At 71.6% G+C, this 24322-nt stretch carries 19 protein-coding genes, 1 tRNA gene and 1 pseudogene; 10 read left to right on the top strand and 11 right to left on the bottom strand.

Annotated features, from left to right (window positions below; genetic code table 11):
• Positions 1-18: 18 nt before the first annotated feature.
• Genes cydB through ACFVGW_RS13385 form a run of 3 tightly spaced genes read left to right on the top strand, consistent with a single transcriptional unit; the run spans position 19 to position 6428 of the window.
• The gene (gene cydB / locus ACFVGW_RS13395) at positions 19-1026 is read left to right on the top strand and encodes a cytochrome d ubiquinol oxidase subunit II (RefSeq protein ID WP_383227522.1); all 1008 of its coding nucleotides are present in this window, start codon (positions 19-21) and stop codon (positions 1024-1026) included.
• A gap of 6 nt (positions 1027-1032) precedes the next feature.
• Positions 1033-4695 (top strand): thiol reductant ABC exporter subunit CydD, encoded by a 3663-nt coding sequence (gene cydD, locus ACFVGW_RS13390; RefSeq protein WP_385852055.1) that lies wholly within the window; start codon positions 1033-1035, stop codon positions 4693-4695.
• Between the two features lie 20 nt (positions 4696-4715).
• Positions 4716-6428 carry a GAF domain-containing protein gene (locus ACFVGW_RS13385; RefSeq protein WP_385852054.1) on the top strand — a complete coding sequence of 571 codons (1713 nt, stop codon included), beginning with the start codon at positions 4716-4718 and terminating at the stop codon, positions 6426-6428.
• A 135-nt stretch (positions 6429-6563) separates the two neighbouring features.
• On the opposite strand, the gene ACFVGW_RS13380 is transcribed toward ACFVGW_RS13385, so the two are convergent.
• The 7 genes from ACFVGW_RS13380 to ACFVGW_RS13350 form a co-directional block, all read right to left on the bottom strand.
• A complete protein-coding gene (locus ACFVGW_RS13380; RefSeq protein WP_352188585.1) occupies positions 6564-7421 on the bottom strand; it encodes a Cof-type HAD-IIB family hydrolase in 858 nt (285 codons plus the stop codon).
• Between the two features lie 137 nt (positions 7422-7558).
• Positions 7559-8461 carry an LLM class flavin-dependent oxidoreductase gene (locus ACFVGW_RS13375; protein ID WP_383308854.1) on the bottom strand — a complete coding sequence of 301 codons (903 nt, stop codon included), beginning with the start codon at positions 8459-8461 and terminating at the stop codon, positions 7559-7561.
• Positions 8462-8519: 58 nt separating this feature from the next.
• On the bottom strand, positions 8520-8972 hold the full coding sequence (locus ACFVGW_RS13370) for a hypothetical protein (protein ID WP_385852053.1): 453 nt from the start codon (positions 8970-8972) through the stop codon (positions 8520-8522).
• Positions 8973-9011: 39 nt separating this feature from the next.
• Complete coding sequence (locus tag ACFVGW_RS13365) at positions 9012-9554, bottom strand: RNA 2'-phosphotransferase (protein ID WP_385852240.1); 543 nt, start codon at positions 9552-9554, stop codon at positions 9012-9014.
• A gap of 134 nt (positions 9555-9688) precedes the next feature.
• Positions 9689-10666: a MerR family transcriptional regulator gene (locus ACFVGW_RS13360; protein WP_385852052.1), complete on the bottom strand. Its 978-nt coding sequence runs from the start codon at positions 10664-10666 to the stop codon at positions 9689-9691.
• Positions 10667-10767: 101 nt separating this feature from the next.
• Positions 10768-12549: an SDR family oxidoreductase gene (locus ACFVGW_RS13355; protein ID WP_385852051.1), complete on the bottom strand. Its 1782-nt coding sequence runs from the start codon at positions 12547-12549 to the stop codon at positions 10768-10770.
• Positions 12546-13397 (bottom strand): M24 family metallopeptidase, encoded by an 852-nt coding sequence (locus tag ACFVGW_RS13350; protein ID WP_385852050.1) that lies wholly within the window; start codon positions 13395-13397, stop codon positions 12546-12548. The genes ACFVGW_RS13355 and ACFVGW_RS13350 overlap by 4 nt, the downstream gene beginning before the upstream one ends.
• 249 nt (positions 13398-13646) lie before the next feature.
• On the opposite strand from ACFVGW_RS13350, the gene ACFVGW_RS13345 reads away from it, so the two are divergent.
• From ACFVGW_RS13345 to ACFVGW_RS13330, 4 genes are read left to right on the top strand one after another with little or no spacing between them, the layout of a single operon-like run.
• Entirely contained in the window at positions 13647-14609 is a 963-nt protein-coding gene (locus tag ACFVGW_RS13345) for an ABC transporter ATP-binding protein (RefSeq protein WP_352188651.1), read from the top strand.
• Entirely contained in the window at positions 14606-15502 is an 897-nt protein-coding gene (locus ACFVGW_RS13340; protein ID WP_352188591.1) for an ABC transporter permease, read from the top strand. The genes ACFVGW_RS13345 and ACFVGW_RS13340 overlap by 4 nt, the downstream gene beginning before the upstream one ends.
• The gene (locus tag ACFVGW_RS13335; protein WP_352188592.1) at positions 15499-16410 is read left to right on the top strand and encodes an ABC transporter ATP-binding protein; all 912 of its coding nucleotides are present in this window, start codon (positions 15499-15501) and stop codon (positions 16408-16410) included. The genes ACFVGW_RS13340 and ACFVGW_RS13335 overlap by 4 nt, the downstream gene beginning before the upstream one ends.
• Positions 16411-16424: 14 nt before the next feature.
• A complete protein-coding gene (locus tag ACFVGW_RS13330; RefSeq protein ID WP_385852049.1) occupies positions 16425-17144 on the top strand; it encodes an ABC transporter permease subunit in 720 nt (239 codons plus the stop codon).
• A gap of 46 nt (positions 17145-17190) precedes the next feature.
• On the opposite strand, the gene ACFVGW_RS13325 is transcribed toward ACFVGW_RS13330, so the two are convergent.
• Together ACFVGW_RS13325 and ACFVGW_RS13320 are read right to left on the bottom strand one after the other, a co-directional pair.
• Positions 17191-18549, bottom strand: coding sequence for an MFS transporter (locus ACFVGW_RS13325; protein WP_385852048.1), 1359 nt, complete (start codon positions 18547-18549; stop codon positions 17191-17193).
• Between the two features lie 176 nt (positions 18550-18725).
• Positions 18726-19391 (bottom strand): annotated as a pseudogene (locus ACFVGW_RS13320) (FadR/GntR family transcriptional regulator); the annotation flags it as partial.
• 129 nt (positions 19392-19520) lie between these two features.
• On the opposite strand from ACFVGW_RS13320, the gene lpdA reads away from it, so the two are divergent.
• From lpdA to ACFVGW_RS13305, 3 genes are all read left to right on the top strand, one after another.
• Positions 19521-20924: a dihydrolipoyl dehydrogenase gene (gene lpdA / locus ACFVGW_RS13315; RefSeq protein WP_385852047.1), complete on the top strand. Its 1404-nt coding sequence runs from the start codon at positions 19521-19523 to the stop codon at positions 20922-20924.
• A gap of 104 nt (positions 20925-21028) precedes the next feature.
• Complete coding sequence (locus ACFVGW_RS13310) at positions 21029-21646, top strand: rhomboid-like protein (RefSeq protein WP_385852046.1); 618 nt, start codon at positions 21029-21031, stop codon at positions 21644-21646.
• Between the two features lie 198 nt (positions 21647-21844).
• Positions 21845-21929: transfer RNA gene (locus tag ACFVGW_RS13305), tRNA-Ser, on the top strand.
• A 241-nt stretch (positions 21930-22170) separates the two neighbouring features.
• On the opposite strand, the gene ACFVGW_RS13300 is transcribed toward ACFVGW_RS13305, so the two are convergent.
• Together ACFVGW_RS13300 and serS are read right to left on the bottom strand one after the other, a co-directional pair.
• The gene (locus ACFVGW_RS13300) at positions 22171-22977 is read right to left on the bottom strand and encodes an HAD family hydrolase (RefSeq protein WP_385852045.1); all 807 of its coding nucleotides are present in this window, start codon (positions 22975-22977) and stop codon (positions 22171-22173) included.
• Complete coding sequence (serS, locus tag ACFVGW_RS13295; protein WP_385852044.1) at positions 22974-24263, bottom strand: serine--tRNA ligase; 1290 nt, start codon at positions 24261-24263, stop codon at positions 22974-22976. Before serS ends, ACFVGW_RS13300 begins: the two co-directional genes overlap by 4 nt.
• Positions 24264-24322 lie beyond the last annotated feature (59 nt).

The following is a 24322-nucleotide window of genomic DNA, read 5'->3' as shown; positions in this document are numbered from 1 at the left end:
GGCTCAGGAGATCGAGGCATGGAACTCCACAACGTCTGGTTCGTACTCATCGCCGTCCTCTGGATCGGCTACTTCTTCCTGGAGGGCTTCGACTTCGGGGTCGGCGTCCTGACCAAGCTGCTCGCCCGTGGCCGCACCGAGAAGCGGGTTCTGATCAACACCATCGGTCCCGTCTGGGACGGCAACGAGGTGTGGCTGCTCACGGCCGGCGGCGCGACCTTCGCGGCGTTCCCCGAGTGGTACGCGACGCTCTTCTCCGGTTTCTACCTGCCGCTGCTGATCATCCTGGTCTGTCTGATCATCCGCGGCGTCGCCTTCGAGTACCGCGTGAAGCGGCCCGAGGAGAAGTGGCAGCGCAACTGGGAGGAGGCCATCTTCTGGACCTCCTTGATCCCCGCCGTGCTGTGGGGTGTCGCCTTCGGGAACATCGTGCGGGGCGTGAAGATCGACAGCGAGATGGAGTACGTCGGCACTTTCGGGGACCTGCTCAACCCGTACGCGCTCCTCGGTGGCCTGGTCACTCTCGCCCTCTTCACCTTCCACGGGACGGTCTTCGCCGCCCTCAAGACGGTGGGGGACATCCGGGCCCGTGCCCGGGCGCTCGCACTGAAGCTGGGTCTCCTCACGGCCGTCCTCGCGCTGGGCTTCCTGGTCTGGACGCAGGCGGACAAGGGCGACAGCTGGAGCCTGGGCGCCATGCTCGTCGCCGTGGTGTCGCTGGTCGGCGCCATCGGAGCGATCAAGGTGGGGCGTGAGGGCTGGTCGTTCGCACTGTCGGGTGTCACGATCGCCGCGGCGGTGGCGATGCTCTTCTTCACGCTCTTCCCGAACGTCATGCCGTCTTCGCTCAACCCCGAGTGGAGCCTCACCGTGACGAACGCTTCGTCGAGCCCGTACACCCTGAAGATCATGACCTGGTGCGCCGCGATCGCCACTCCGCTGGTGATGCTCTACCAGGGCTGGACGTACTGGGTGTTCCGCAAGCGCATCGGTACGCAGCACATCGCCGGCGACGCCGCTCACTAGGGGGAGATGTTTCACGTGAAACCGATCGATCCGCGCCTCCTCCGGTACGCCAGGGCCACCCGCTTCTTCCTCGGAGCGGTCGTGGTGCTCGGCCTGGCCGGGGCGGCGTTGGTCGTCGCCCAGGCGATGCTCATCGCCGACGTGGTCGTGGGCGCCTTCCAGAAGGGCCTGTCGGTTTCCGATCTGACCACGCCCCTGTTCCTGCTCGCCGGTGTCGCGGCGGGGCGGGGGCTGGTCTCCTGGCTGACCGAGCTGGCCGCCCACCGGGCGAGTGCCGCGGTCAAGTCCGAACTGCGGGGGCGGCTGCTCGACCGGGCGGCGGCACTCGGGCCGGGGTGGCTCAGCGGCCAGAAGGCCGGTTCGCTGGCCGCTCTTGCCACCCGCGGAGTGGACGCGCTCGACGACTACTTCGCGCGCTATCTGCCGCAGCTGGGGCTCGCGGTGGTGGTGCCGGTGGCGGTCCTGGCCAGGATCGTCACCGAGGACTGGGTCTCGGCCGCGGTGATCGTCGTGACCCTGCCGCTGATCCCGCTCTTCATGATCCTCATCGGCTGGTACACCCAGGCTCGGATGGACCGTCAGTGGAAGCTGCTGTCCCGGCTCTCGGGGCACTTCCTCGACGTGGTGGCCGGGCTGCCGACGCTCAAGGTGTTCGGACGGGCCAAGGCTCAGGCCGATTCGATCCGCGCCATCACGTCGGAGTACCGGCGGGCGACGATGAAGACGCTGCACATCGCCTTCCTCTCCTCCTTCGCCCTGGAGCTGCTCTCGACGCTCTCGGTGGCGCTGGTCGCGGTCGGGATCGGCATGCGGCTGGTCCATGGCGACCTCGACCTGTACACGGGTCTGGTCATCCTCATCCTGGCGCCCGAGGCCTATCTGCCGATCCGGCAGGTCGGGGCGCAGTACCACGCGGCGGCGGAGGGGCTGGCGGCCGCGGAGGAGATCTTCGAGGTCCTGGAGAGCCCGGCGCCCGAGAACGGCATGGGCACGGTGCCTCTGTCGACCCGTATCGAGCTCACCGATGTGACCGTCCGTCACGCGGGCCGGTCCGCACCCTCGTTGGATGCGGCTTCGCTCGTCGTCGAGCCCGGTGAGACCGTCGCTCTCGTGGGGCCGAGCGGGGTCGGCAAGTCCACGCTCCTCGACGTGGTGCTGGGGTTCGCCACACCGGAGGAGGGCGGCTCGGTCCGCGTCGGGGGCGCCGAACTCGGCACGCTCGGCAGGGAGGAGTGGCGGTCGCGGATCGCCTGGGTGCCGCAGCGGCCCTATCTGTTCGCGGGGACCATCGCCGAGAACGTCCGTCTGGCCCGCCCCGACGCCTCCGACGAGGCGGTACGGGAGGCCCTGCGGGACGCCGGCGCGGACGGGTTCGTCCGGTCCCTCCCGTCCGGCGCCGACACGATGCTCGGCGAGGACGGCGCGGGTCTCTCGGCGGGACAGCGCCAGCGTCTCGCCCTGGCCCGCGCGTTCCTGGCGGACCGGCCCGTGCTGCTGCTGGACGAGCCCACGGCAGCGCTGGACGGCGAGACCGAGGCGGCCGTGGTCGAGGCGGTCCGCCGCCTCGCCGTCGGCCGTACCGTCCTCCTGGTCGTCCACAGGCCGGCACTGCTCGCGGTCGCGGACCGCGTGGTGGAACTCGCGCCGGCGAGCGCCCCTGACGAGCGGCCCGCCAGGCCCCTGGACCGCTCGTCCTGGCCCTCCGCCGTGCCCGCGCAGGCGCCCGCGCAGGCCGCGACGGAACCGGCCGCGGCCGCCGAGGCCGGGGCAGTGGCGGCGGCGGACACCGCGGATACCGCGGACACGGGAGAGCGGCGATCGGTCTTCGGGCGCGTCCGCGCCATGGCCGGGGAGCTGCGGGGGCGGATGGGCCTCGCCCTGCTGCTCGCGAGCCTGGCGCTCGGATCCGCCGTAGGACTCATGGCGGTCTCCGGGTGGCTCATCTCCCGGGCCTCCGAACAGCCCCCGGTGCTCTATCTGATGGTCGCCGTCACGGCCACGCGGGCGTTCGGCATCGGCCGGGCCGTGTTCCGGTACGCCGAGCGGATCGTGTCCCACGACGCGGTGCTGCGGATGCTCGCCGAACTCCGGGTCACCGTCTACCGGCGCCTGGAGCGCATCGCCCCCGCCGGGCTGCGCCGCACCCGTCGTGGCGACCTGCTCTCCCGGCTCGTCCAGGACGTCGACGCGCTCCAGGACTACTGGCTGCGCTGGCTGCTGCCCGCGGGCGCCGCGCTCGTGGTGGGGGCCGGCTCCGCGGGGTTCACCGCCTGGCTGCTCCCCGAGGCCGGGGCCGTGCTCGCCCTCGGCCTCCTCGCTGCGGGTGTCGCGGTGCCGCTGCTGAGCGGGCTGCTGGCCCGCCGCGCCGAGCGACAGCTCGCGCCCGCACGCGGCGCTCTCACCGTCACCGTCGTCGATCTGCTGCGCGGCTGTGCCGAACTGACGGTGGCCGGGGCGCTGAAGGACCGTACGGAACGGGCCGGAGCGGCCGACCGTACGCTCACCGCCATCGCCCGCCGGCAGGCGGCCGCCACCGCCCTCGGGGCCGGGCTCTGCGCGCTCGTCTGCGGTCTGACCGTCGCCGCGGCCGCGTTCGTCGGCGTCCAGGCCGTCCATGACGGCCGTCTGGACGGCGTGGCGCTGGCCGTCGTCGTCCTGACCCCGCTCGCCGCCTTCGAGGCCGTCACCGGCCTCCCCCTCGCCGTCCAGTACCGCCAGCGGGTCAAGCGCAGCGCCGAGCGCGTGTACGAGGTCCTCGACGCTCCCGTACCCGTGCACGAGCCCGTGCGGCCCGCCACACCGCCGCCGAGCGCCTTCCCGCTGGAGGTCGTCGGCCTCTCGGCACGGTACGCGGGGCAGGAGCGGGCGGCGCTCGGCGACTTCGCGCTCACCCTGGAGGCCGGGCGGCGGGTCGCCGTCGTCGGCGCCTCGGGTTCCGGCAAGACCACGCTCGCCCAGGTGCTGCTCCGGTTCCTGGACGCCGACACCGGCTCGTACCGGATCGGCGGGGTGGAGGCGGCCGAGCTCGACGGCGACGACGTCCGGCGTCTCGTCGGTCTCTGCGCCCAGGACGCCCACATCTTCGACAGCACCCTCCGCGAGAACCTCCGCCTGGCGCGGACCGGCGCGAGCGACGGCGAACTGCGTGCGGCACTGGACCGAGCCCGCCTCCTCGACTGGGTGGACGAGCTGCCCGAGGGGCTCGACACCCTGGTCGGCGAGCACGGTTCGCGGCTCTCGGGCGGTCAGCGGCAGCGCCTCGCGCTCGCCCGGGCCCTCCTCGCCGACTTCCCGGTCCTCGTCCTGGACGAGCCTGCGGAGCATCTGGACCTCGCCACGGCGGACGCCCTCACCGACGATCTGCTGCTCGCCACCGAGGGGCGCACCACCGTCCTGATCACCCACCGGCTGCACGGCCTGGACGCCGTCGACGAGGTCGTGGTCCTGGACGAGGGCCGGACGGTGCAGCGCGGGCCCTACGCGGAGCTGGCACGGGCCGACGGCCCGCTGCGGCGGATGCTGGAACAGGAGCGCGAGACCGACCGGCTCCTCACCCCGGGCCGGTCTTCTGGCGGTCCCGCGGGCGAGGCCCCGGGCGGGATCTCGGACGGGACCCCGGGCGAGGCTCCGGGGCAGGACGCGGTGCACCCGACTTTTCTTGCCAAATAGGACTTACTAGGCTCAAGGCCATGACCGCCGCCGTGCCTGATCTCCCGGACCCCCTGGAAGCCGCCACCCAGGCCACTCGCAGCCTCCAGGGCCTGTCCATGGAGCTCACCGCGCGCGTGCCCCAGCTCCTTGAGGCGATGCGCTCGGTCGGCACCGGGCTCGAACTGCACTCCACCCTCGACCGCATCTGCGAGACGGCGGCCGAACTCGCCGGCTCCCGTTACGCGGCCATCGGCGTCGTCGACGAGGAGGGCGAGGGCCTCTCCGACTTCGTCACCTACGGGGTCGACGACGAGGTCGCCCGCCGGATCGGGCGCCGCCCCGACGGCCACGCCGGGCTGCTGGGCGCACTCATCCGCGACCCCCGGACGATCCGGCTCGCCGATCTGTCCGCCGACCCCCGCTCCGCCGGATTCCCGCCCGGACACCCGCCGATGCGGACCTTCCTCGGAGTCCCGATCCGGGTCCAGGGCGAGATCTTCGGCAACCTCTACCTCGCCGAGAAGAACGACGGCGGCGAGTTCAACGACTACGACGTCCACATGGTCCGCGTCCTCGCCACCGAGGCGGGCATCGCCATCGGCAACGCCCGCCTCTACGAGGCCGCCCGCCAGCGCGAACGCTGGATCGACGGCTCGGTGGCCGTCACCACCGCCCTGCTCTCCGGCGGCGACGCGGACGACGCCCTCTCAGTGGTCGCCGAGCAGGCCCGCAGGCTGGCCGACGCGGCCGCCGGGATCGTGCTCCTGCCCGCCGAGGCAGGCGGGCTCGAGATCGTCGCCGTCTCCTCCGAACCGGAGTCCCCTGCGCTGGGCCTGGTGATCCCGCCGGAGAGCGCCGTGGTGGACCGGCTCCTCGAAGGCGAGGCCGTCTTCGTCGACGACGCCTCGACCGACCCGCGCATGGTCAGCCGCCTCGCCGCCCGGTACGGCCCCAGCATGATGCTGCCCCTGCAGAGCGGCGGCAGGGTGCTCGGCGCGCTCGCCACGCCACGCGCGCGTGGCGGCCGGCCGTTCACCGAGGCGGAGCGGACACTCGCCACCCAGTTCGCCTCCCAGGCGGCGCTCGCGCTGATGATGGCCGAGGCGCAGCGCGACCGGGAGCGGCTGGCCGTCTACGAGGACCGCGACCGGATCGCCCGTGACCTGCACGACCTCGTCATCCAGCGGCTCTTCGCCACCGGGATGATGCTGGAGAGCGCGCAGCGGAGGTCGGTCGTGCCCGCGGTGCGCGACGGCGTCGGCAAGGCCGTCGACGAACTCGACGTGACCATCCAGGAGATCCGTACCGCGATCTTCGCGCTCCAGCAGGGGCCCGCCGAGGCCCCCTCCGGGCTGCGCACCCGGGTGCTGCGGGAGATCAACATGGCCGCCGTGCCGCTCGGATTCAAACCGGCGCACCGCTTCCTCGGGGCGATCGACTCGACGGTCGGCGAACTCACCGGCAAGAACCTCATCGCCGCGCTGCGCGAGGCGTTGTCCAACGCCTTCCGGCACGCGCGGGCCACCCGGATCGAGGTCGTCGTCGACGCGGGCGTCGAACTCCCCGACGGCGCCGCCGGGGTGCGGCTCTCGGTCGCCGACGACGGCGTCGGCATCCCGGAGGGCGGGCGGCGCAGCGGACTGCGCAACCTGACGCGGCGCGCGGAGTCGCTGGGCGGGTCGAGCTGGTGCGACCCGGGCATCGGCGAGGACGGCGGCGGTACGACGGTGGTGTGGCAGGCCCCGCTGTAGGGCGGACCACCGGGCGGATCACCCCTGTACGGCGGACCACCGCTGTACGGCAGTGCGGCTGTCGGCTGTACGGCCGTCGGCCTGCCCGCGGCGGGCCGCCTACGCCCGGCCCCTGGCGCATCCGCCACCGGGGCGTCAGTCGTCGATCGTGCCCGCGAGGATGCGCTCGATCACGACGGCCACGCCGTCCTCGGTGTTGGCGACCGTACGGCGGGAGGCGGCGGCGATCACGTCGGGGTGCGCGTTGCCCATCGCGTACGAACGGCCTGCCCAGCTGAGCATCTCGATGTCGTTCGGCATGTCCCCGAAGGCCACGACCTCATCGGCGGAGATCCCGCGCTCGGCGCAGCACAGCGCCAGGGTGGACGCCTTGGAGACACCGAGGCCGCTGATCTCCAGCAGCGCCGTGGGGCTGGACCGGGTGAAGGAGGCCAGGGCCCCGGCGGACGCGCGGGCCGTCGCGAGGAAGTCGTCGGGCTCGAGGTCCGGGTGCTGGGCGAGGAGCTTGAGCACCGGGGCGGCTGCGCCCGGCTCCTCCTCGAAGAGCAGCTTCTCGGCGGAGGCGACGGTGGCGCCCGGGTCGAGGAAGAACGGCGGGTACTGCGGCTCGTAGTGGATGCCGGTGGTGAGCTCGACGGCGAACGAGGTGCCGGGGGCGGCGGCCCGCAGCGTCGACACGACGTCGAGGGCGACGTCGCGTGCCAGCGGACGCACCTCCAGGAACGTTCCACCGGAGTGGAGGTCGACGACGGCCGCGCCGTTGGCGCAGATCGCGAGGCCGTGGCCGTGGACGTGGTCGCTGACGACGTCCATCCAGCGGGCCGGGCGGCCGGTGACGAAGAAGACCTCGATGCCGGCCCGCTCGGCGGCGGCGAGCGCGGCGATCGTGCGTTCCGACACGGACTTGTCGTCCCGCAGCAGCGTGCCGTCGAGGTCGGTGGCGATCAGTCGGGGGGCCGGGGCGGCGCGGCGCGCGGAGTGGGGTGAGGTCACCGATCCATTCTTCCGCACAAGGTGCACGGGCGTGCGAGGGGGCGCACATCTGAGAGGGGCATTTATCGCCCCGCCGTGCGCCCCCGCCGCTGCCCCTGCGCTCCTGGGCCCCCCTCCGCGCCCCCGATGCTCCGGTGTCAGGAGAGCTGAGCGGCTGCCTCGGTGGCGATCTGCTCGAAGACGCGCTGGTCGGCGGCGAAGTCCGAGTCGGGGATCGGCCAGTGGATCACGATCTCGGTGAAGCCGAGCGCCTGGTGGCGGCCGGCGAAGTCGACGAACGCGTCCACGGACTCCAGCGGCCGGCCGCGGTCCGGCGTGAAGCCGGTGAGCAGGATCTTGTCCAGGTCGGCCACGTTCCGGCCGGTCTCCGCGCACGCCTTGCCGAGCTTCTCGATCTGGCCGCGGATCGCCTCAACGGACTGCTCCGGCGTGCCCTCCTCGTACAGCTTCGGGTCACCCGTCGTCACCCAGGCCTGGCCGTACCGGGCAGCGAGCTTCAGCCCGCGCGGGCCGGTCGCGGCGACGGCGAAGGGAAGCCGCGGGCGCTGGACGCAGCCGGGGACGTTGCGGGCCTCGTCCGCCGCGTAGTGCGTGCCCCGCTGGGTCACCGCGTCCTCGGTGAGCAGCCGGTCCAGCAGCGGCAGGAACTCGCCGAACCGGTCGGCCCGCTCCTTCGGCGTCCAGGCCTCCTGACCGAGCACGGTGGCGTCGAAGCCGTTTCCGCCGGCGCCGATGCCCAGCGTGACCCGGCCGCCGGAGATGTCGTCGAGGGAGATGAGCTCCTTGGCGAGCGTCACCGGGTGGCGGAAGTTCGGTGAGGTGACCAGGGTGCCCAGACGGAGCCGCTCGGTGGCCGTGGCGGCTGCGGTGAGGGTGGGCAGGGCGCCGAACCAGGGGCCGTCGCGGAAGGTCCGCCAGGACAGGTGGTCGTAGGTGTAGCCGGCGTGGAAGCCCAGCTCCTCGGCGCGCTGCCAGCGCTCACGGCCGCCGTCGTGCCAGCGGTGGACGGGAAGGATCACGGTGCTCAGGCGCAAGGTCATGCACACGAGCCTACGGCGGCCGGCGGGAAGCGTGCAGGGGGCGGGCGGCCGCCCCGCGTCAGCGGATCCGGCCGCTCAGCCAGGGGGTCAGGCTGTCGTCCAGGATGAGTTCCTTGTACGTCTCGTCACCGGGCAGCGGCACGATCAGACGCCAGCCGGGCGGGAAGAACCTGCCCTTCACATGGGCGAGCCCGCCGTGGACGGAGCGCACGAAGGCGGGGACGTGGTCGCGGGGGACGTCCTCGAACTCCACGCCGTCGACGGTGATCTTCGCGTCGTCCTCGGGAAACAGACGGACGGCGACCGACGGGGAGCCGCCGAGCTCGACGAAGGCCTCGTGCGGGAGCGAACCGTCCGGGTCGAGCACGGTGAAGACACCTGCGGAGGTGCGCCGGGAGGTCTGATCGGCACCGATGTCGTCGGTGACGGTCATCTCCAGGTTGTACTCACGGGCGATCTCGCGGAGCGCGGTGACGGCCGACTCCGTGGTGGCCAGATGGGGGTGTGCCATAGGAACGATCATGCCCCAGCGGTGCCCGGTACGGACGCCTCAGCCGGGAAGGCGGAGGAACTCCGGGGGGACCGCGTCGGTCAGCCAGACACCGTTGGCGCTGACGTGGAACACATGACCGGCCCGGTGCATCGCTCCGGCGTCGACGCCGAGGACGACCGGACGGCCGCGGCGGGCACCGACGCGGGTCGCTGTCTCCCGGTCCGGGGAGAGGTGGACGTGGTGGCGGGCCATGGGGCGCAGGCCCTCGGCCCGGATGGCGTCCAGCCGGGCGGCGACCGTACCGTGGTAGAGGTGCGCGGGCGGCTCCGCGGGCGGCAGGTCGAGGTCGACCTCGACGGTGTGGCCCTGGCTGGCGCGGATCCGCGTTCCCTCGATCGCGAAGCGCTTCTTGTCGTTGGCGGCGACGACATGGTCCAGCTCGGCGCGGGTGATCGGGAAGCCGTTGGCGGCCGTCGCGCGCAGGAGGTCGTCGATCTCGGTCCAGCCGTGCGCGTCGAGGGTCAGTCCGATCCGCTCGGGCTGGTGCCGCAGGTGTTTCGAGAGGTACTTCGACACCTTCACGCTGCGTCTCTCGTCCATCGGTCTGTTCATGACGCCAGGATGCCGGAGCGCGGATCGGTCGACCAATGAATTCCCAGACGATGTTTGATCCACAGCGAACTTGAGTTATCCACAGGGGAATTGACGATTCTGTGGACAACGCGCCTGTCTCGTCAGTGCATTTGGGCTACTCCGCCATTTTCAGGGTGGTTTGAGGCGAGGGCGTCCAATGTTCGGGTCTGCACCTCGCGTTCGGCGGCCGCCGCGATGAACGCGGCCACGTTCTCGGCGCCAACCAGACTCTGTACGGCCCGAATCGTGCCCGACGGTAGGACGACGGGCCGGGGCTCGTCGTCGCGTACCGGCGGGGGTTCGGGCGACAGGTGGTGCTGGAGATGCCGTGTGGCGAACAGGCGCATGGCCCGCGCGAGTTCGGCGTCCACGGTCTGCTGGGCGAGCGGTCTCAGCCGCCGTACCATCGCCGCCGCCTCGACCGCGTCGGAGTCCGTCGGCGGCCGGTGCTCCAGATAGCGGGCAAAGACGTGCTCGGTCGTGAACTCCAGGAAACGGGAGGCGATGTGCTCGACCTGGACGCGAAGTTCCCGCAGATGCCCGGAGATCGCCGGGAGCGGGACGCCTGCCTCGTACAACTCGGCCGCCACCGCCAGCTCTTGGGGACTCGGAACGAGGAACTCGTCCTCCCGGTCCGGGATCCGCTCCAGGACGCCGAGGTCGATCGCCTCGCGGATCGCGTCCTCGTCGGGCTTGCCGCCGAAGGTGGCGTCCAGGTCCGCACGGGAGATGCGGTCGGCCTCCTCGTCCGTCCACGGGCCGTCGACCTCGGCGACCAGACCGAGGACGCCGCCGAGACCGCGCCCCGCGTCCCAGGCCTCCAGGAGCTCCTTGATCGAGGCCAGGGTGTAGCCACGGTCGAGCAGGTCCGCGATCTGCCGCAATCGGGCCAGATGCGTGTCCCCGTACACGTTGGACCTGCCCCGGCGCTCGGGCCGGGGCAGCAGGCCGCGGTCCTGGTAGGCACGGATCGTCCGGACCGTGGCGCCGCTGTGGTGCGCCAGATCCTCGATCCGGTACTCCGCCGCGGCGGCCTGCGCCGAGGGGGCCCCGCCACCCTGTCCCGTCTGCTCCGACAAACCCACTCCCACCGCTCGATCCTGCTACCCGATCGCGGTCCTGCGCGGGGAGCTCTCCCGCGAGGGATGGTACGACCGCCGGCCGGCGCCCGCACCGGTCCTCATGCCGGCGGCTCCAGCCGGGCTATCGCGCGCAGCGCCTTCGGGGCGAAACGGGACAGGAGGTGGGCGCCGCGCGCCTCGGGCGTCACGGGGACGACCGCCTGATCGTGGACGACGGCGCGCAGGATCGCGTCCGCGACCTTCTCCGGCGGATAGTTGCGCAGCCCGTAGAGCCGGGAGGCCTTCTTCTGGCGGCGCTTCTCCTCCTCCTCGCCGGCTCCGGCGAACCGGGCCGTCGCCGTGATGTTCGTGTTCACGATCCCGGGGCAGATCGCCGAGACCCCGATGCCCCGGTCCGCCAGCTCGGCGCGCAGGCATTCGCTCAGCATGAGTACGGCCGCCTTCGACGTGCTGTACGCGGGCAGGGCGCGGGAGGGCTGGAAGGCCGCGGCGGAGGCGGTGTTGACGATGTGGCCGCCCTGGCCGCGCTCGGCCATCTGCCCGCCGAAGATCCGGCAGCCGTGGATGACGCCCCACAGGTTGACGTCGAGGACCTTCTTCCAGTCCTCGCTGGTCGTGGCGAAGAACGAGCCCGAGAGGCCTATCCCGGCGTTGTTGACGAGGACATCGACGATTCCGTACTCGCTCGCGACCTTCGCCGCGAGCTTCTCCATGGCCTGTTCGTCGCTGACGTCGACGGTCTCGCCCCAGGCCTCGGGGGCGCCGATGAGCCGGGCCATCTCCGCCGTGCGCGCCGCGCCCTCGCCGTCCCGGTCGACGGCGACGACCCGCGCGCCGGCCTCGGCGAAGGCGAACGCGGTGGCCCGGCCGATGCCGCTGGCCGCGCCCGTGACCAGCACCAGCTGGCCGCCGAACCGCTCGGCGTACACGGGACGGGCCGTGCTCTTCGCGGCCGTGCTCGGCGCCTTGGTGGCCGGGTCCTCGTTCGCCCGGACGAACTCGGTGATCCAGGCCGCCAGTTGGTCGGGACGGGTGCGCGGGACCCAGTGCTTGGCCGGCAGGGAGCGCCGGGTCAGGTCCGGGACCCACGCGGCGAGGTCGTCGTAGAGCCGCTCGGACAGGAACGCGTCGCCGGTGGGCGTGATCAGCTGCACGGGCGCGTGGGCGTACGCGTCGGCGCGCGGCCGGCTCAGCCGGGAGCGGACGTTGTCCCGGTAGAGCCAGGCGCCGTTGCTTGCGTCGTTGGGCAGCGAGGGCGTCGGATAGTCGCCGCGCGGGACCTTCTCGACGCGCTCCAGAAGCTTGGGCCACCGCTTGCCGAGCGGTCCGCGCCAGGCGAGCTCGGGCAGGACGGGGGTGTGCAGCATGTACACGTACCAGGACTTGGCGCCCTGGCCGAGGAGCTGGCCGACCCTGCGCGGAGTGGGCCGCGTCATGCGCTGCTTGATCCAGTGCCCGAAGTGGTCCAGGGACGGGCCGGACATGGAGGTGAAGGAGGCGATGCGCCCCTCGGTGCGCGGGACGGTCACGAACTCCCAGGACTGCACCGAGCCCCAGTCGTGTCCGACCAGGTGCACGGGCCGGTCCGGGCTCACCGCGTCCGCGACGGCCAGGAAGTCGTCCGTCAGCTTCTCCAGCGTGAAACCGCCGCGCAGCGGAGCGGGTGCCGTGGACCGTCCGTGCCCCCGGATGTCGTACAGCACGACATGGAACCGCTCGGCGAGCCGGTGGGCGACCTCCGACCAGACCTCCTTGGAGTCGGGGTAGCCGTGCACGAGCAGGACGGTCGGCCGGGCGGAGTCGCCCAGCTCGGCGACGCACAGCTCGATCCCGCCCGTACGGACCCAGCGCTCCCGCGCCCCGTTCAGTGCCGCCGTCATGCCGCCGCCCCCTCTTCGTTCCAGCGCCGCACGTGCGGCAGGTCGTCGTCCAGCCAGAAAGCGCTCTGCTCGGGGTCCTTCGAGTCGGTGACGACGAGGATCTCCTCGAACTTCGCTCCCGTACCCCGGAATCCGAGGTGCGGCTCGACCGCCCACAGCCCCGGCCGGGGCGGGTGGTCGGAGAACGTGTACGGCGACCAGAGCGGCGACCAGCCGTCACGGTGGCCGTGGATCGCGTCGCTCGCGAGGCCCTTCAGCGACTGGGTGCCGAAGCCGAACAGGGTGGGGGACCAGCGGCGCTCCCTGACCCGATCGATCTTGTGGGCGATCACTCCGAAGGGATACGCGCGGTGCCGGTTGGCGTATCCCTGGCGGACCATGAGCCGGTCCACGTCCTCGTAGATCTCCCGGAGCGAGCGGCGCTCGCGCACCTCGGCCAGGATCAGTTCACGGTGGGCCCGGAGGTCGGCGAGGAGCTTGTCGTGGACCGGGTTCAGGCCCAGACAGCCGGAGTAGCCGATGTCCGAGGTGTAGCCCTTGTACACGGGGGCCATGTCGAGGATGAACGGCATCCCCGCTTCGAGCCGCCGGTTCGTGGGGAAGAACTGCAGAGGGATCTTGAAGTCGACGAAGGCCGTGCGGTCGCCGAACCAGGCGAAGGGGCGGTGGAACCAGTCCCTGACACCCCGCTCGTGCAGCCAGTCGCGCTGCATCTTCGCGGCCTCGCGCTCGGTCACGCCCGGCCTGAGCTGCCCCGCGACGGCTTCCGCGCACTCGTACGAGAGACGCTGCACCTCCCGGAACCCGCGCAGCTCCGCGGTCAGTTCGCCTGTCACTGCTGAGGCCATGCCACCCGTCCGTCCCATGAACATCCGTGTGTGCGCTACGTGGTCGTAACTTGACACTGATGAATGTGACAATGCCCGGCGGCTACGTCAAGAGGTGTGCAGGGCGCCTGTGGAAAACTCGGCCGGGGCGCCCACGGAAAGACTTTGGTCTCGACTCCCCTAAGGATCCGTACGCCTGGAGTCGTACACGGATCGAGCCGTTGGGCTGACGACTCCTGTGGTGCACGCCACTACCGTCGAACCGTGACTGTGATCGCCACCGAAAGCCTCAGCAAGCGGTTCCCCCGGGTGACCGCTCTCGACCGGCTCTCCCTGGACATCGGGCCCGGTGTGACCGGACTGGTGGGTGCCAACGGAGCCGGCAAGTCCACGATGATCAAAATCCTCCTGGGCCTGTCCCCCGCCACGGAGGGCAGCGCCCACGTGCTCGGCCTGGACGTCGCCACCTCCGGCGCGCAGATCCGTGAACGGGTGGGGTACATGCCCGAGCACGACTGCCTCCCGCCGGACGTCTCGGCGACCGAGTTCGTCGTCCACATGGCACGGATGTCGGGCCTGCCCGCCACCGCCGCCCGCGAGCGGACGGCCGACACCCTGCGCCACGTCGGTCTGTACGAGGAGCGGTACCGCCCCATCGGTGGCTACTCGACCGGTATGAAGCAGCGGGTGAAGCTCGCCCAGGCGCTGGTCCACGACCCGCAGCTGGTCCTCCTCGACGAGCCCACCAACGGCCTCGACCCGGTCGGCCGCGACGAGATGCTCGGCCTGATCCGCCGGATCTGGACCGACTTCGGCATCTCGGTGCTCGTCACCTCCCACCTCCTCGGCGAGCTGGAGCGGACCTGCGACCACGTCGTCGTCATCGACGGCGGGAAGCTGCTGCGTTCGAGCTCCACCAGCGACTTCACCCAGATCACCACGACCCTCGCGGTCGAGGTCACCGACTCCGACAGCCACCCCGACGGCGCCCAGGCGCTGCGCACCGCGCTCGCCGCCGCGGGCGTCACCCTCCACGAGGGGCTCGAGGACGGGCTGCCGGGCGCCGGCCACATCCTCCTGGTGGAGGCCGTGGGCGAGGAGACGTACGACCTCGTCCGCGACACCGTCGCCGACCTCGGCCTCGGTCTCGTACGGATGGAGCAGCGGCGGCACCACATCGCCGAGGTCTTCCGCCCCGACGCCCAGCAGCAGGAGGAGGTGCCGGCGCGATGAGCTCCCAGGCCCCCGAGACCACGCAGATCCACAACATCGGCTACCGCAACTACGACGGGCCGCGCCTCGGCCGCGCCTACGCGCGCCGCGCGCTCTTCTCCCAGTCGCTGCGCGGAGCGTACGGACTGGGCCGCAGCGCCAAGTCCAAGGTGCTGCCGATGCTGCTGTTCGCGGTGATGTGCGTGCCCGCGCTGATCATCGTCGCCGTCGCGGTCGTCACCAAGTCGTCCAAGCTGCCGATCGAGTACACCCAGTACGCGATCTTCCTCCAGATGGTGATCGCCATCTTCCTGGCCTCGCAGGCACCGCAGTCGGTCTCCCGCGACCTGCGGTTCCGCACGATGCCGCTCTACTTCGCCCGCCCCATCGAGCGCGTGGACTACGTGATCGCCAAGTACGGCGCGATGGCCTCCGCGATGTTCATCCTCACCGTCTCCCCGCTGCTGATCCTCTGGATCGGCTCGCTGCTCGCCAAGATGGACTTCGCCGAGCAGACGCAGATGCTGGGCCAGGGCCTCGTCTCCGTGACGCTCCTCTCGCTGCTCTTCGGCGGCATCGGCCTCGTCATGGCCGCTCTCACCCCGCGCCGCGGCTTCGGCGTCGCCGCCGTCATCGCCGTCCTGGTGATCTCCTACGGCGCGGTCTCCACCCTCCAGGGCATCGCCTACGGCACGGACAACGTCGGCGCCGTCAAGTGGATCGGCCTGTTCTCGCCGATCACCCTCATCGGCGGAGTCCAGGACGCGTTCCTCGGTGCGCCCACCGCCGCCCCCGGCGGGGAGGCCGCGACGCCCGGTACCGCGGTCGGTGTGATCTATCTGCTGGTCGTCCTCGCGCTGATCGCCGGCTCGTACGGAGTCCTGATGCGCCGCTACCGAAAGGTCGGGCTGTGACAACGCTCAACATCGACCACACCTCGCGGTGGTTCGGCAACGTCGTGGCCGTGAACGACGTCACGATGACCATCGGCCCGGGCGTCACCGGCCTCCTCGGCCCCAACGGCGCCGGGAAGTCCACCCTCATCAACATGATGGGCGGCTTCCTCGCCCCCTCCACGGGCACGGTCACCCTCGACGGCGCGGCGATCTGGCGCAACGAGTCCGTGTACCGGCAGATCGGCGTCGTGCCCGAGCGGGAGGCGATGTACGACTTCCTCACCGGGCGTGAGTTCGTCGTCGCCAACGCCGAGTTGCAGGGCCTGGGCGACAAGGAGGCCCAGGCCGCGCTCGCCACGGTCGAGATGGAGTACGCGCAGGACCGCAAGATCGCGACGTACAGCAAGGGCATGCGCCAGCGCGTGAAGATGGCCTCCGCCCTCGTCCACGACCCGTCGGTGCTCCTGCTGGACGAGCCGTTCAACGGCATGGACCCGCGCCAGCGGATGCAGCTGATGGACCTGCTGCGCCGCATGGGCTCCGCGGGGCGCACGGTGCTCTTCTCCTCGCACATCCTGGAGGAGGTCGAGCAGCTCGCCTCGCACATCGAGGTGATCGTGGCCGGGCGGCACGCGGCCTCCGGCGACTTCCGCAAGATCCGCCGGCTGATGACGGACCGGCCGCACCGCTATCTCGTACGGTCCAGCGACGACCGGGCGCTCGCGGCCGCGCTGATCGCCGACCCGTCCACGTCCGGCATCGAGGTCGACCTGGCCGAAGGCGCCCTGCGCATCCAGGCGGTGGACTTCGGCCGCTTCACGGAGCTGCTGCCCCGGGTCGCCCGGGCGCAGGGGATCCGGCTGCTGACGGTCTCGCCCTCGGACGAGTCCCTCGAATCGGTCTTCTCGTACCTCGTAGCGGCCTGAAAGGAGCCTGACCGATGTACAACCCCACAGTCGCCCGGCTCACCTACCGGGCCCTCCTCGGCCGCCGGCGGGCGCTGATCCTCTTCCTGCTGCCCGCGCTCCTGCTGGCGATCGCCGCGGCGGTACGGGTGTTCAACGGAGCCGACGACCAGGTCGCGGCGGACGTCCTCGGCGGTTTCGCACTCGCCACGATGGTGCCGCTGATCGGCGTCATCGCCGGAACGGGCGCGATCGGCCCGGAGATCGACGACGGCTCGATCGTCTATCTGCTGTCCAAGCCGGTGAAGCGGCCGTCGATCATCTTCACCAAGCTGATCGTCGCGATCGCCGTCACGATGGTCTTCTCGGCGGTGCCGACCTTCATGGCCGGCATGATCCTCAACGGCAACGGCCAGCAGGTGGCGGTGGCGTACACCGTCGCGGCGCTGGTCGCCTCCATCGCCTACAGCGCGCTCTTCCTGCTGCTGGGCACGGTCAGCCGCCATGCGGTGGTCATCGGGCTGGTCTACGCGCTGGTCTGGGAGGCCCTGTTCGGCTCGCTGATCTCCGGAGCGAAGACGCTGAGCGTGCAGCAGTGGTCGCTCGCGGTCGCCCAGAAGGTCAGCGGCGAGGGTCTGATCACCTCGGACGTCGGCCTGGCGACGGCGGTGTCGCTGCTGATCGGCGTGACGGTCCTCGCGACCTGGTACGCGGGCCAGAAGCTGCGGACGCTGAAGCTGGCGGGCGAGGAGTAGGACGAAGCGACGCACCCGAGGCCCCCCGCGAGGGGCCTCGGGTGCGTCAGACCTTGCGGTCTCCGGCCGCGAGCAGGCCCACCACCAGGGCCGTCGCGCAGACGCCCAGGACCAGGACGATCGGCACCGTCCACGACCCGGTCGCCTGGTGCACGGCGCCGGCTACCAGAGGCCCCGCCGCCGCCAGCAGATAGCCGACGGTCTGGGCCATCCCCGAGAGCCGGGACGCGGTCACCGCGTCGCCGGCCCGCAGCACGATCAGGGTGAGGGCGAGGCCGACGCCTCCGCCCTGCCCGACGCCGAGGAGCGCGGACCACAGCCAGGCGCCCTGTACGGGCGCGGCCAGCAGTCCTGCGTAACCCGCCGCGACCAGCGTCGTGACCAGGACAACCAGCGGGCGCTGACTCCGCATACGGCCCGCGAGCAGCGGCACCGCGAAGGCTCCCGCCACCTGGGTCAGGGTGTTGAAGGCGAACAGCACACCGGCCGTGGAGCGGCTCATGCCGTGGTCCGTGAAGATCGTCGGCATCCAGGCGATCAGGACGTACGTCCACAGCGACTGCAGGCCCATGAAGAGGGTCACCTGCCAGGCGAGCGCCGAGCGCCAGACGCTCCGCGCGGGTGCGTCCACCACCACAGGGCGGCCCCCATCCCCGCCGTACGGAGGACGACCCTGTCCCGTACGGCCGTTGGGTTCCGTACGGCCCTGCCCCGTGCGGCCCTTGGGTCCCGTGCGGCCCTTGGCGAGCAGCACCTGCGGCAGCCAGGCCACCGCGGCGAGCGCCGCCAGCAGCGACCAGAAGGCGAGCGAGGCCTCCCAGCTCCCGCCGAAGGCGTCCTCCAGCGGCACCGACGCCGCCGCCACCACCGTCGCGCCGGCGATCATCGCGCCCGTGTAGAGCGAGGTCATGGGCGCGGCCCGGTCGGGGAAGTCCCGCTTGATGAGCCCCGGCATCAACACGTTGAGCAGGGCGATCGCCGTGCCGACCAGGACGCCGCCGCCGTACAGCGCGTACAGCGACGGCAGGACGCGCACCAGGATGCCGGCGCCGAGCAGCACGAGCGCCGCGAGCAGGACCGGCTCGACGCCGAAGCGCCGCCCCAGCCACGGCGCGACCAGCGCACCCGCCCCCAGGAAGAGCACGGGCACCGAGGTCACCAGCGAGCCGGCCGTGGACGACAGGCCGTACTGCGCCGCGATCTCGCCCACCAGGGGAGCCACGCTCGCCAGCGCGGCCCGCATGTTGAGCGAGGCGAGCACGATCGCGGCCATGAGCAGCACCGGGTGGGCGAGCCGTGACCGGCGCCGCGCGGTCGCCGGGGCGGCGATCGCCCCCGAGGCCGCGGTCGCTTCGGTGGCTCCGCTCCGCGCGCCGAGAACCGGACTGCCGGACTCGGGCCTCACCGAGGCTCCCCGGCCTGAGGCTCCTCGGCCTGAAGCTCCTCCGCCTGAGGCTCCTCCGGCTGAGCCCCCTCCGCCCGCGCTCGCTCGGTCGGTGACGTCCCCTCCCGCGCGTCCCCTGCCCGCGCGTCCCTTGCCCGCGCATCCCCCTCGCGCGCGTCTCCCTCCCGCGCGTCCCCCGTCAGAGCCGCCACCGTCTCCATCGGTACGCGCAGCAGCTCCCGGGCCTGTGCCTCCGCGGCGTCCGCGTCGCCCGACTCGATCGCCGCGATCAGCGCCTCGTGCGCGTCGATGTCGACGGGCGGCATCTGCCGGTCGCCGAGTGCCTCGACGAGCACCTCGTGCACCTGGGTGGAGAAGAAGCGGTACACCTCGCCGAAGGCCGTGTTGTGCGTGGCCGCGACGACGGCCAGGTGGAAGGCCAGGTCCGCGTCCGCGTCGCGGTCGCCCTCCTCGCGCAGGGTCGTGAGGGCGGCCCGCAGCCGCAGCAGGTCGTGGGTGTCCCGCCGTACCGCCGCGAGGCGCGCCGCCTCCGCCTCCAGCGCCACCCGCAGCTCCAGGACGTCCCGCGCGCCGGCATGGCGCACTCCGCGCAGGACGGCCGCGGGGTCGGCGGTCGAGCGGACGAACGTGCCGTTGCCCTGGCGCGAGGCGAGGAGGCCCGCGTGGACCAGGACACGGACCGCCTCACGGACGGTGTTCCGGCCGACGCCGAGCTGTTCGGCGAGCTCGTGCTCGGTCGGGATGCGGTCGCCGACCGCCCACTCGCCCTGCGCGAGCTGCTCCCGCAGCTGCTCGACCACCGAATCCACCAGCGAGGTCCGCCCCGCCGCCTTCAGCGCCATCACCACTCCACACGATCGGCCCGGTTGCCCAGTCATCCTACAACTGACTCTCGGGGCCCTCCGGAGAGCGCCGGACTACTGTGGCTCCGTACGGGACACGAACACCCTCACCACCCTCGGGAGTCAGTCATGTCAGACCGCTTCGACGTCGTCGTACTCGGAGCTGGCCCCGGCGGCTACGTCGCCGCCATCCGCGCCGCCCAGCTGGGCAAGCGGGTCGCGGTCGTCGAAGAGAAGTACTGGGGCGGTGTCTGCCTGAACGTCGGCTGCATCCCCACCAAGGCGCTGCTGCGCAACGCCGAACTCGCCCACATCTTCAACCACGAGGCCAAGACCTTCGGCATCCAGGTCGACGGCACGGTCTCCTTCGACTACGGCCAGGCGTTCAGCCGCAGCCGGACGGTCGCGGACGGCCGGGTCAAGGGCGTCCACTTCCTCATGAAGAAGAACGGCATCACGGAGCTCGACGGCCGCGGCACGTTCGTCGACGCGAACACGATGCAGGTCGCCAAGTCCGACGGCACCACGCAGACGATCACCTTCGACAACTGCATCATCGCCACCGGCGCCACCCCGCGCCTGCTGCCGGGCACCGCCCGCACCGAGCGCGTCGTGACGTACGAGGAGCAGATCCTCGCCGAGGACGTGCCGCAGTCGATCATCATCGCCGGCGCCGGCGCGATCGGCGTCGAGTTCGCCTACGTCCTGCACAACTACGGCGTGAAGGTCACCATCGTCGAGTTCCTCGACCGGATCGCGCCGCTGGAGGACGCGGACGTCTCCAAGGAGCTGGCCAAGCAGTACCGCAAGCTCGGCATCGACGTCCTCACCTCCACCCGCGTCGAGGCGATCGACGAGTCCGGCCCGCAGGTCCGCGTCACCGTCACCGGCAAGGACGGCGCGCAGAAGGTCCTGGAGGCCGACAAGGTCCTGCAGGCGATCGGCTTCGCCCCCAACGTCTCCGGCTTCGGCCTGGAGTCCACCGGCGTGGCGCTCACCGAGCGCGGCGCGATCGAGGTCGACGGCCGCTGCCGCACCAACGTGCCGCACATCTACGCCATCGGCGACGTGACCGCGAAGCTGATGCTCGCGCACACCGCCGAGTCCATGGGCGTCGTCGCCGCCGAGACCATCGGGGACGCCGAGACGATGGAACTCGACTACCCGATGATCCCGCGCGCCACCTACTGCCAGCCGCAGATCGCCAGCTTCGGCTGGACCGAGGCGCAGGCGCGGGAGAAGGGCTACGACGTCAAGGTCGCCAAGTTCCCGTTCACCGCGAACGGCAAGGCGCACGGCCTCGGTGACTCCACCGGTTTCGTGAAGATCATCGCCGACGCGCAGTACGGCGAGATCATCGGCGCCCACCTCATCGGCCCCGACGTCACCGAGCTGCTGCCGGAGCTGACGCTGGCCCAGCAGTGGGACCTGACGGTCCACGAGGTCGCGCGGAACGTCCACGCGCACCCGACGCTGGGCGAGGCCGTGAAGGAAGCGATCCACGGTCTTGCCGGACACATGATCAATTTCTGAGAACTCTCCCGGCGCGGGGTGATAGGCACGGGAACGTGCCGAGTGAAACCCTCCCCGGTGGTGCGAAGCCGGGTGGCGAACCGTCCCGACCGATCAGGTCGTGGGTGCGTTCGTCACCCGGTACGCATGTGTGGCTGCTCGTCATCGCGATCACCAGCATCGTCATCGCGCTGTCGTCCGACGGGGTGGAGCACTACCTGCTCCATCGCAACAGCAGCAATCTCTACCAGCTCTCCCACCACCCGGTCCGGGCGCTGCTCGGCAGTGCGTTCTGGATCGAGGACCCGGCGGACTTCCTGCTGTACGCGCTGCTGTTCGAGGTCTTCCACGCGCCCGTCGAGCGCTGGCTGGGCACGCTGCGCTGGCTCGTCACGGTCGCCACGGCGCACGTCGCGGCCACGCTCATCAGCCAGAAGGTCGTCCTGGAGGCGATCCAGGACCACGATGTGCCGCGCAGCATGGCGCACGTGGTGGACATCGGGGTCAGCTACGGGATCGCGGCGTCGGTCGGGATTCTGACGTACCGGATTCCGCGGCCGTGGCGGTGGCTCTATCTGGCGGGAGCGGTGACCTTCTTCGCCGTACCGCTCTTCACGAGCCACACGTACACGGATCTGGGGCACGCGATCTCGCTCGCGATCGGGCTGGCCTGCCGGCCGCTGACGTGGGGCGTGCCGGACGGAAAACCGTTGGCCTCCGAACCTCCCCCACGCGCACACTAGTTGTGCGGGAGATGCCCGCCATGAGGCCGCCGGGCCGGTCACGAGACCGGCCACGAGACCGGGGAGGAGCGCGACGATGACCGACACCAGTTCGAGCCGGAGTTCGAGTCCGTCGAGCTCCCTGCAGGGCGGCGCCCCCTAGCGCCGCCGGGGCGGCCGCTTCGAGCGCGCGGGTTCTCCGCGTGAGGCCGCCCACCCGGAGGATTGGCCGAGCGGTAAGGCACTGGCTTGCTAAGCCATGGTCGGGGTCAGCCCCGCGCGCGTTCGATTCGCGCATCCTCCGCACAACGCACGGTCCTACGCCTGGACTGCGCCCACCCGCGCGGTGACGAGCGCACCGCGCCCGTGCCCGGCCGGTACGACGCCCATGCCCGCGCCGGCTCCGCGCCCGCGCAGGTACTACGCCCGTGCCCACGCCGGTTCCGCGCCCGTGCCCGCGCAGGTGCTACGCCTGTGCCGCGCCGGTACCGCGCCTGTGCCGCGCCGGTACCGCGTAGGTACTACGCCCGTGCCCGCGCCTGCACTTACGTCTGCAGGAGGTGCTCCAGCACCACCGCGATGCCGTCGTCCTCGTTCGAGGCCGTCACCTCGTCCGCGACCGCCTTCAGGGATTCGTGCGCGTTCGCCATCGCCACACCCCGCGCCGCCCAGCCGAACATCGGGATGTCGTTCGGCATGTCGCCGAAGGCGATCGTCTCCGCCGCCTTCACGCCGAGCCTGCGCGCCGCGAGCGAGAGGCCGGTGGCCTTGCTCAGGCCCAGCGGGAGGATCTCCACGATCCCCGGGCCCGCCATGACCACGTCCACCAGACTGCCGGCCGTGTGCCGCGCGGCGCCCGCCAGCTCGTCGTCCGACAGCGTGGGGTGCTGGATGTAGAGCTTGTTCAGCGGGGCGGACCACAGCTCCGCCGGGTCCTTGAAGGGTACGAACGGCAGCGGCCCCTCCTGCACCCGGTAGTCGGGACTGACCAGCACCTCGCCGTCCAGGCCGTCCCTGCTCGCCGCCATGGCCAGCGGGCCCACCTCGGCCTCGATCTTCGACAGCGCCAGACCGGCCAGCTGCCGGTCCAGGGTGACCGAGGTCAGCAGCCGGTGCTCGCCCGCGTGGTAGACCTGCGCGCCCTGACCGCAGACCGCGAGTCCCTCGTAGCCGAGGTCGTCGAGGATGTGTCGCGTCCAGGGGACGGACCGGCCGGTGACGACGATGTGCGCCGCCCCCGCCGCCACCGCGGCGGCGAGAGCGTGACGCGTCCGTTCCGAGACGGACTCGTCGGCGCGCAGCAGCGTGCCGTCGAGGTCCGTCGCGACGAGCTTGTACGGGAAGGAGCTCACCGGGAGATCGGCTCCAGGACCTCGCGGCCACCCAGGTACGGCCGGAGAACCTCGGGCACCCGCACCGAACCGTCCGGGAGCTGGTGGTTCTCGAGGATCGCCACGATCGTGCGCGGTACGGCGCACAGGGTGCCGTTCAGCGTCGCCAGGGGCTGGACGACCTTCTTGCCGCCCCGCTCGTCACGCATCCGCACGGACAGGCGGCGCGCCTGGAAGCCGTCGCAGTTCGACGCGGAGGTCAGCTCGCGGTACTTGCCCTGCGTCGGGATCCAGGCCTCGCAGTCGAACTTGCGCGAGGCGGAGGAGCCGAGGTCGCCGGTGGCCACGTCGATGACCTGGAAGGGCAGCTCAAGGCTGGTCAGCCACTGCTTCTCCCACTCCAGGAGCCGCTTGTGCTCGTTCTCGGCGTCCTCCGGGGCGACGTACGAGAACATCTCGACCTTGTCGAACTGGTGGACCCGGAAGATGCCCCGGGTGTCCTTGCCGTACGTGCCGGCCTCGCGGCGGAAGCACGGCGAGAAGCCGGCGTAGCGCAGCGGGAGCTTGTCCGCGTCGATGATCTCGTCCATGTGGTACGCGGCGAGCGGCACCTCGGACGTACCGACGAGGTAGAAGTCGTCCTTCTCCAGGTGGTACACGTTCTCCGCGGCCTGGCCGAGGAAACCGGTGCCCTCCATGGCGCGCGGGCGGACCAGCGCCGGCGTCAGCATCGGGATGAACCCGGCCTCGGTCGCCTGCGCGATGGCCGCGTTGACGAGGGCCAGCTCCAGCAGGGCGCCGACACCCGTCAGGTAGTAGAAGCGCGAGCCGGAGACCTTGGCGCCCCGCTCGACGTCGATGGCGCCGAGCGCCTCGCCCAGCTCCAGGTGGTCCTTGGGCTCGAAGCCCTCGGCCGCGAAGTCGCGGATCGTGCCGTGCGTCTCCAGGACGACGAAGTCCTCCTCGCCGCCCACGGGCACGTCCGTGTGGACGATGTTCCCCAGCTGCAGCAGGAGCGTGCGGGCCGTCTCGTCGGCCTCGTTCTGCTCGGCCTCGGCGGCCTTGACGTCGGTCTTGAGCTGCTCCGCCTTCTGCAGGAGCTCGGCGCGCTCCTCGGGGGAGGCCTTGGGGATCAGCTTGCCGAGCGCCTTCTGCTCGGATCGGAGCTCGTCGAAGCGGACGCCGGACGACCTGCGCCGCTCATCGGCGGAGAGCAGGGCGTCGACGAGCTCGACGTCCTCTCCACGGGCGCGCTGGGAGGCGCGAACACGGTCGGGGTCCTCACGGAGCAGGCGAAGGTCAATCACCCCACCAGGCTACCGGTGCGTGCTCGCCCCACCCCACCCGATATAGCCGTGCGTGTCGC

It is taken from the genome of Streptomyces sp. NPDC127129 (assembly GCF_042671585.1).
GTDB lineage: Bacteria > Actinomycetota > Actinomycetes > Streptomycetales > Streptomycetaceae > Streptomyces.
The sequence above is the reverse complement of the archived record's forward strand: the minus strand, read 5'-3'. Positions and strand labels throughout refer to the sequence as shown.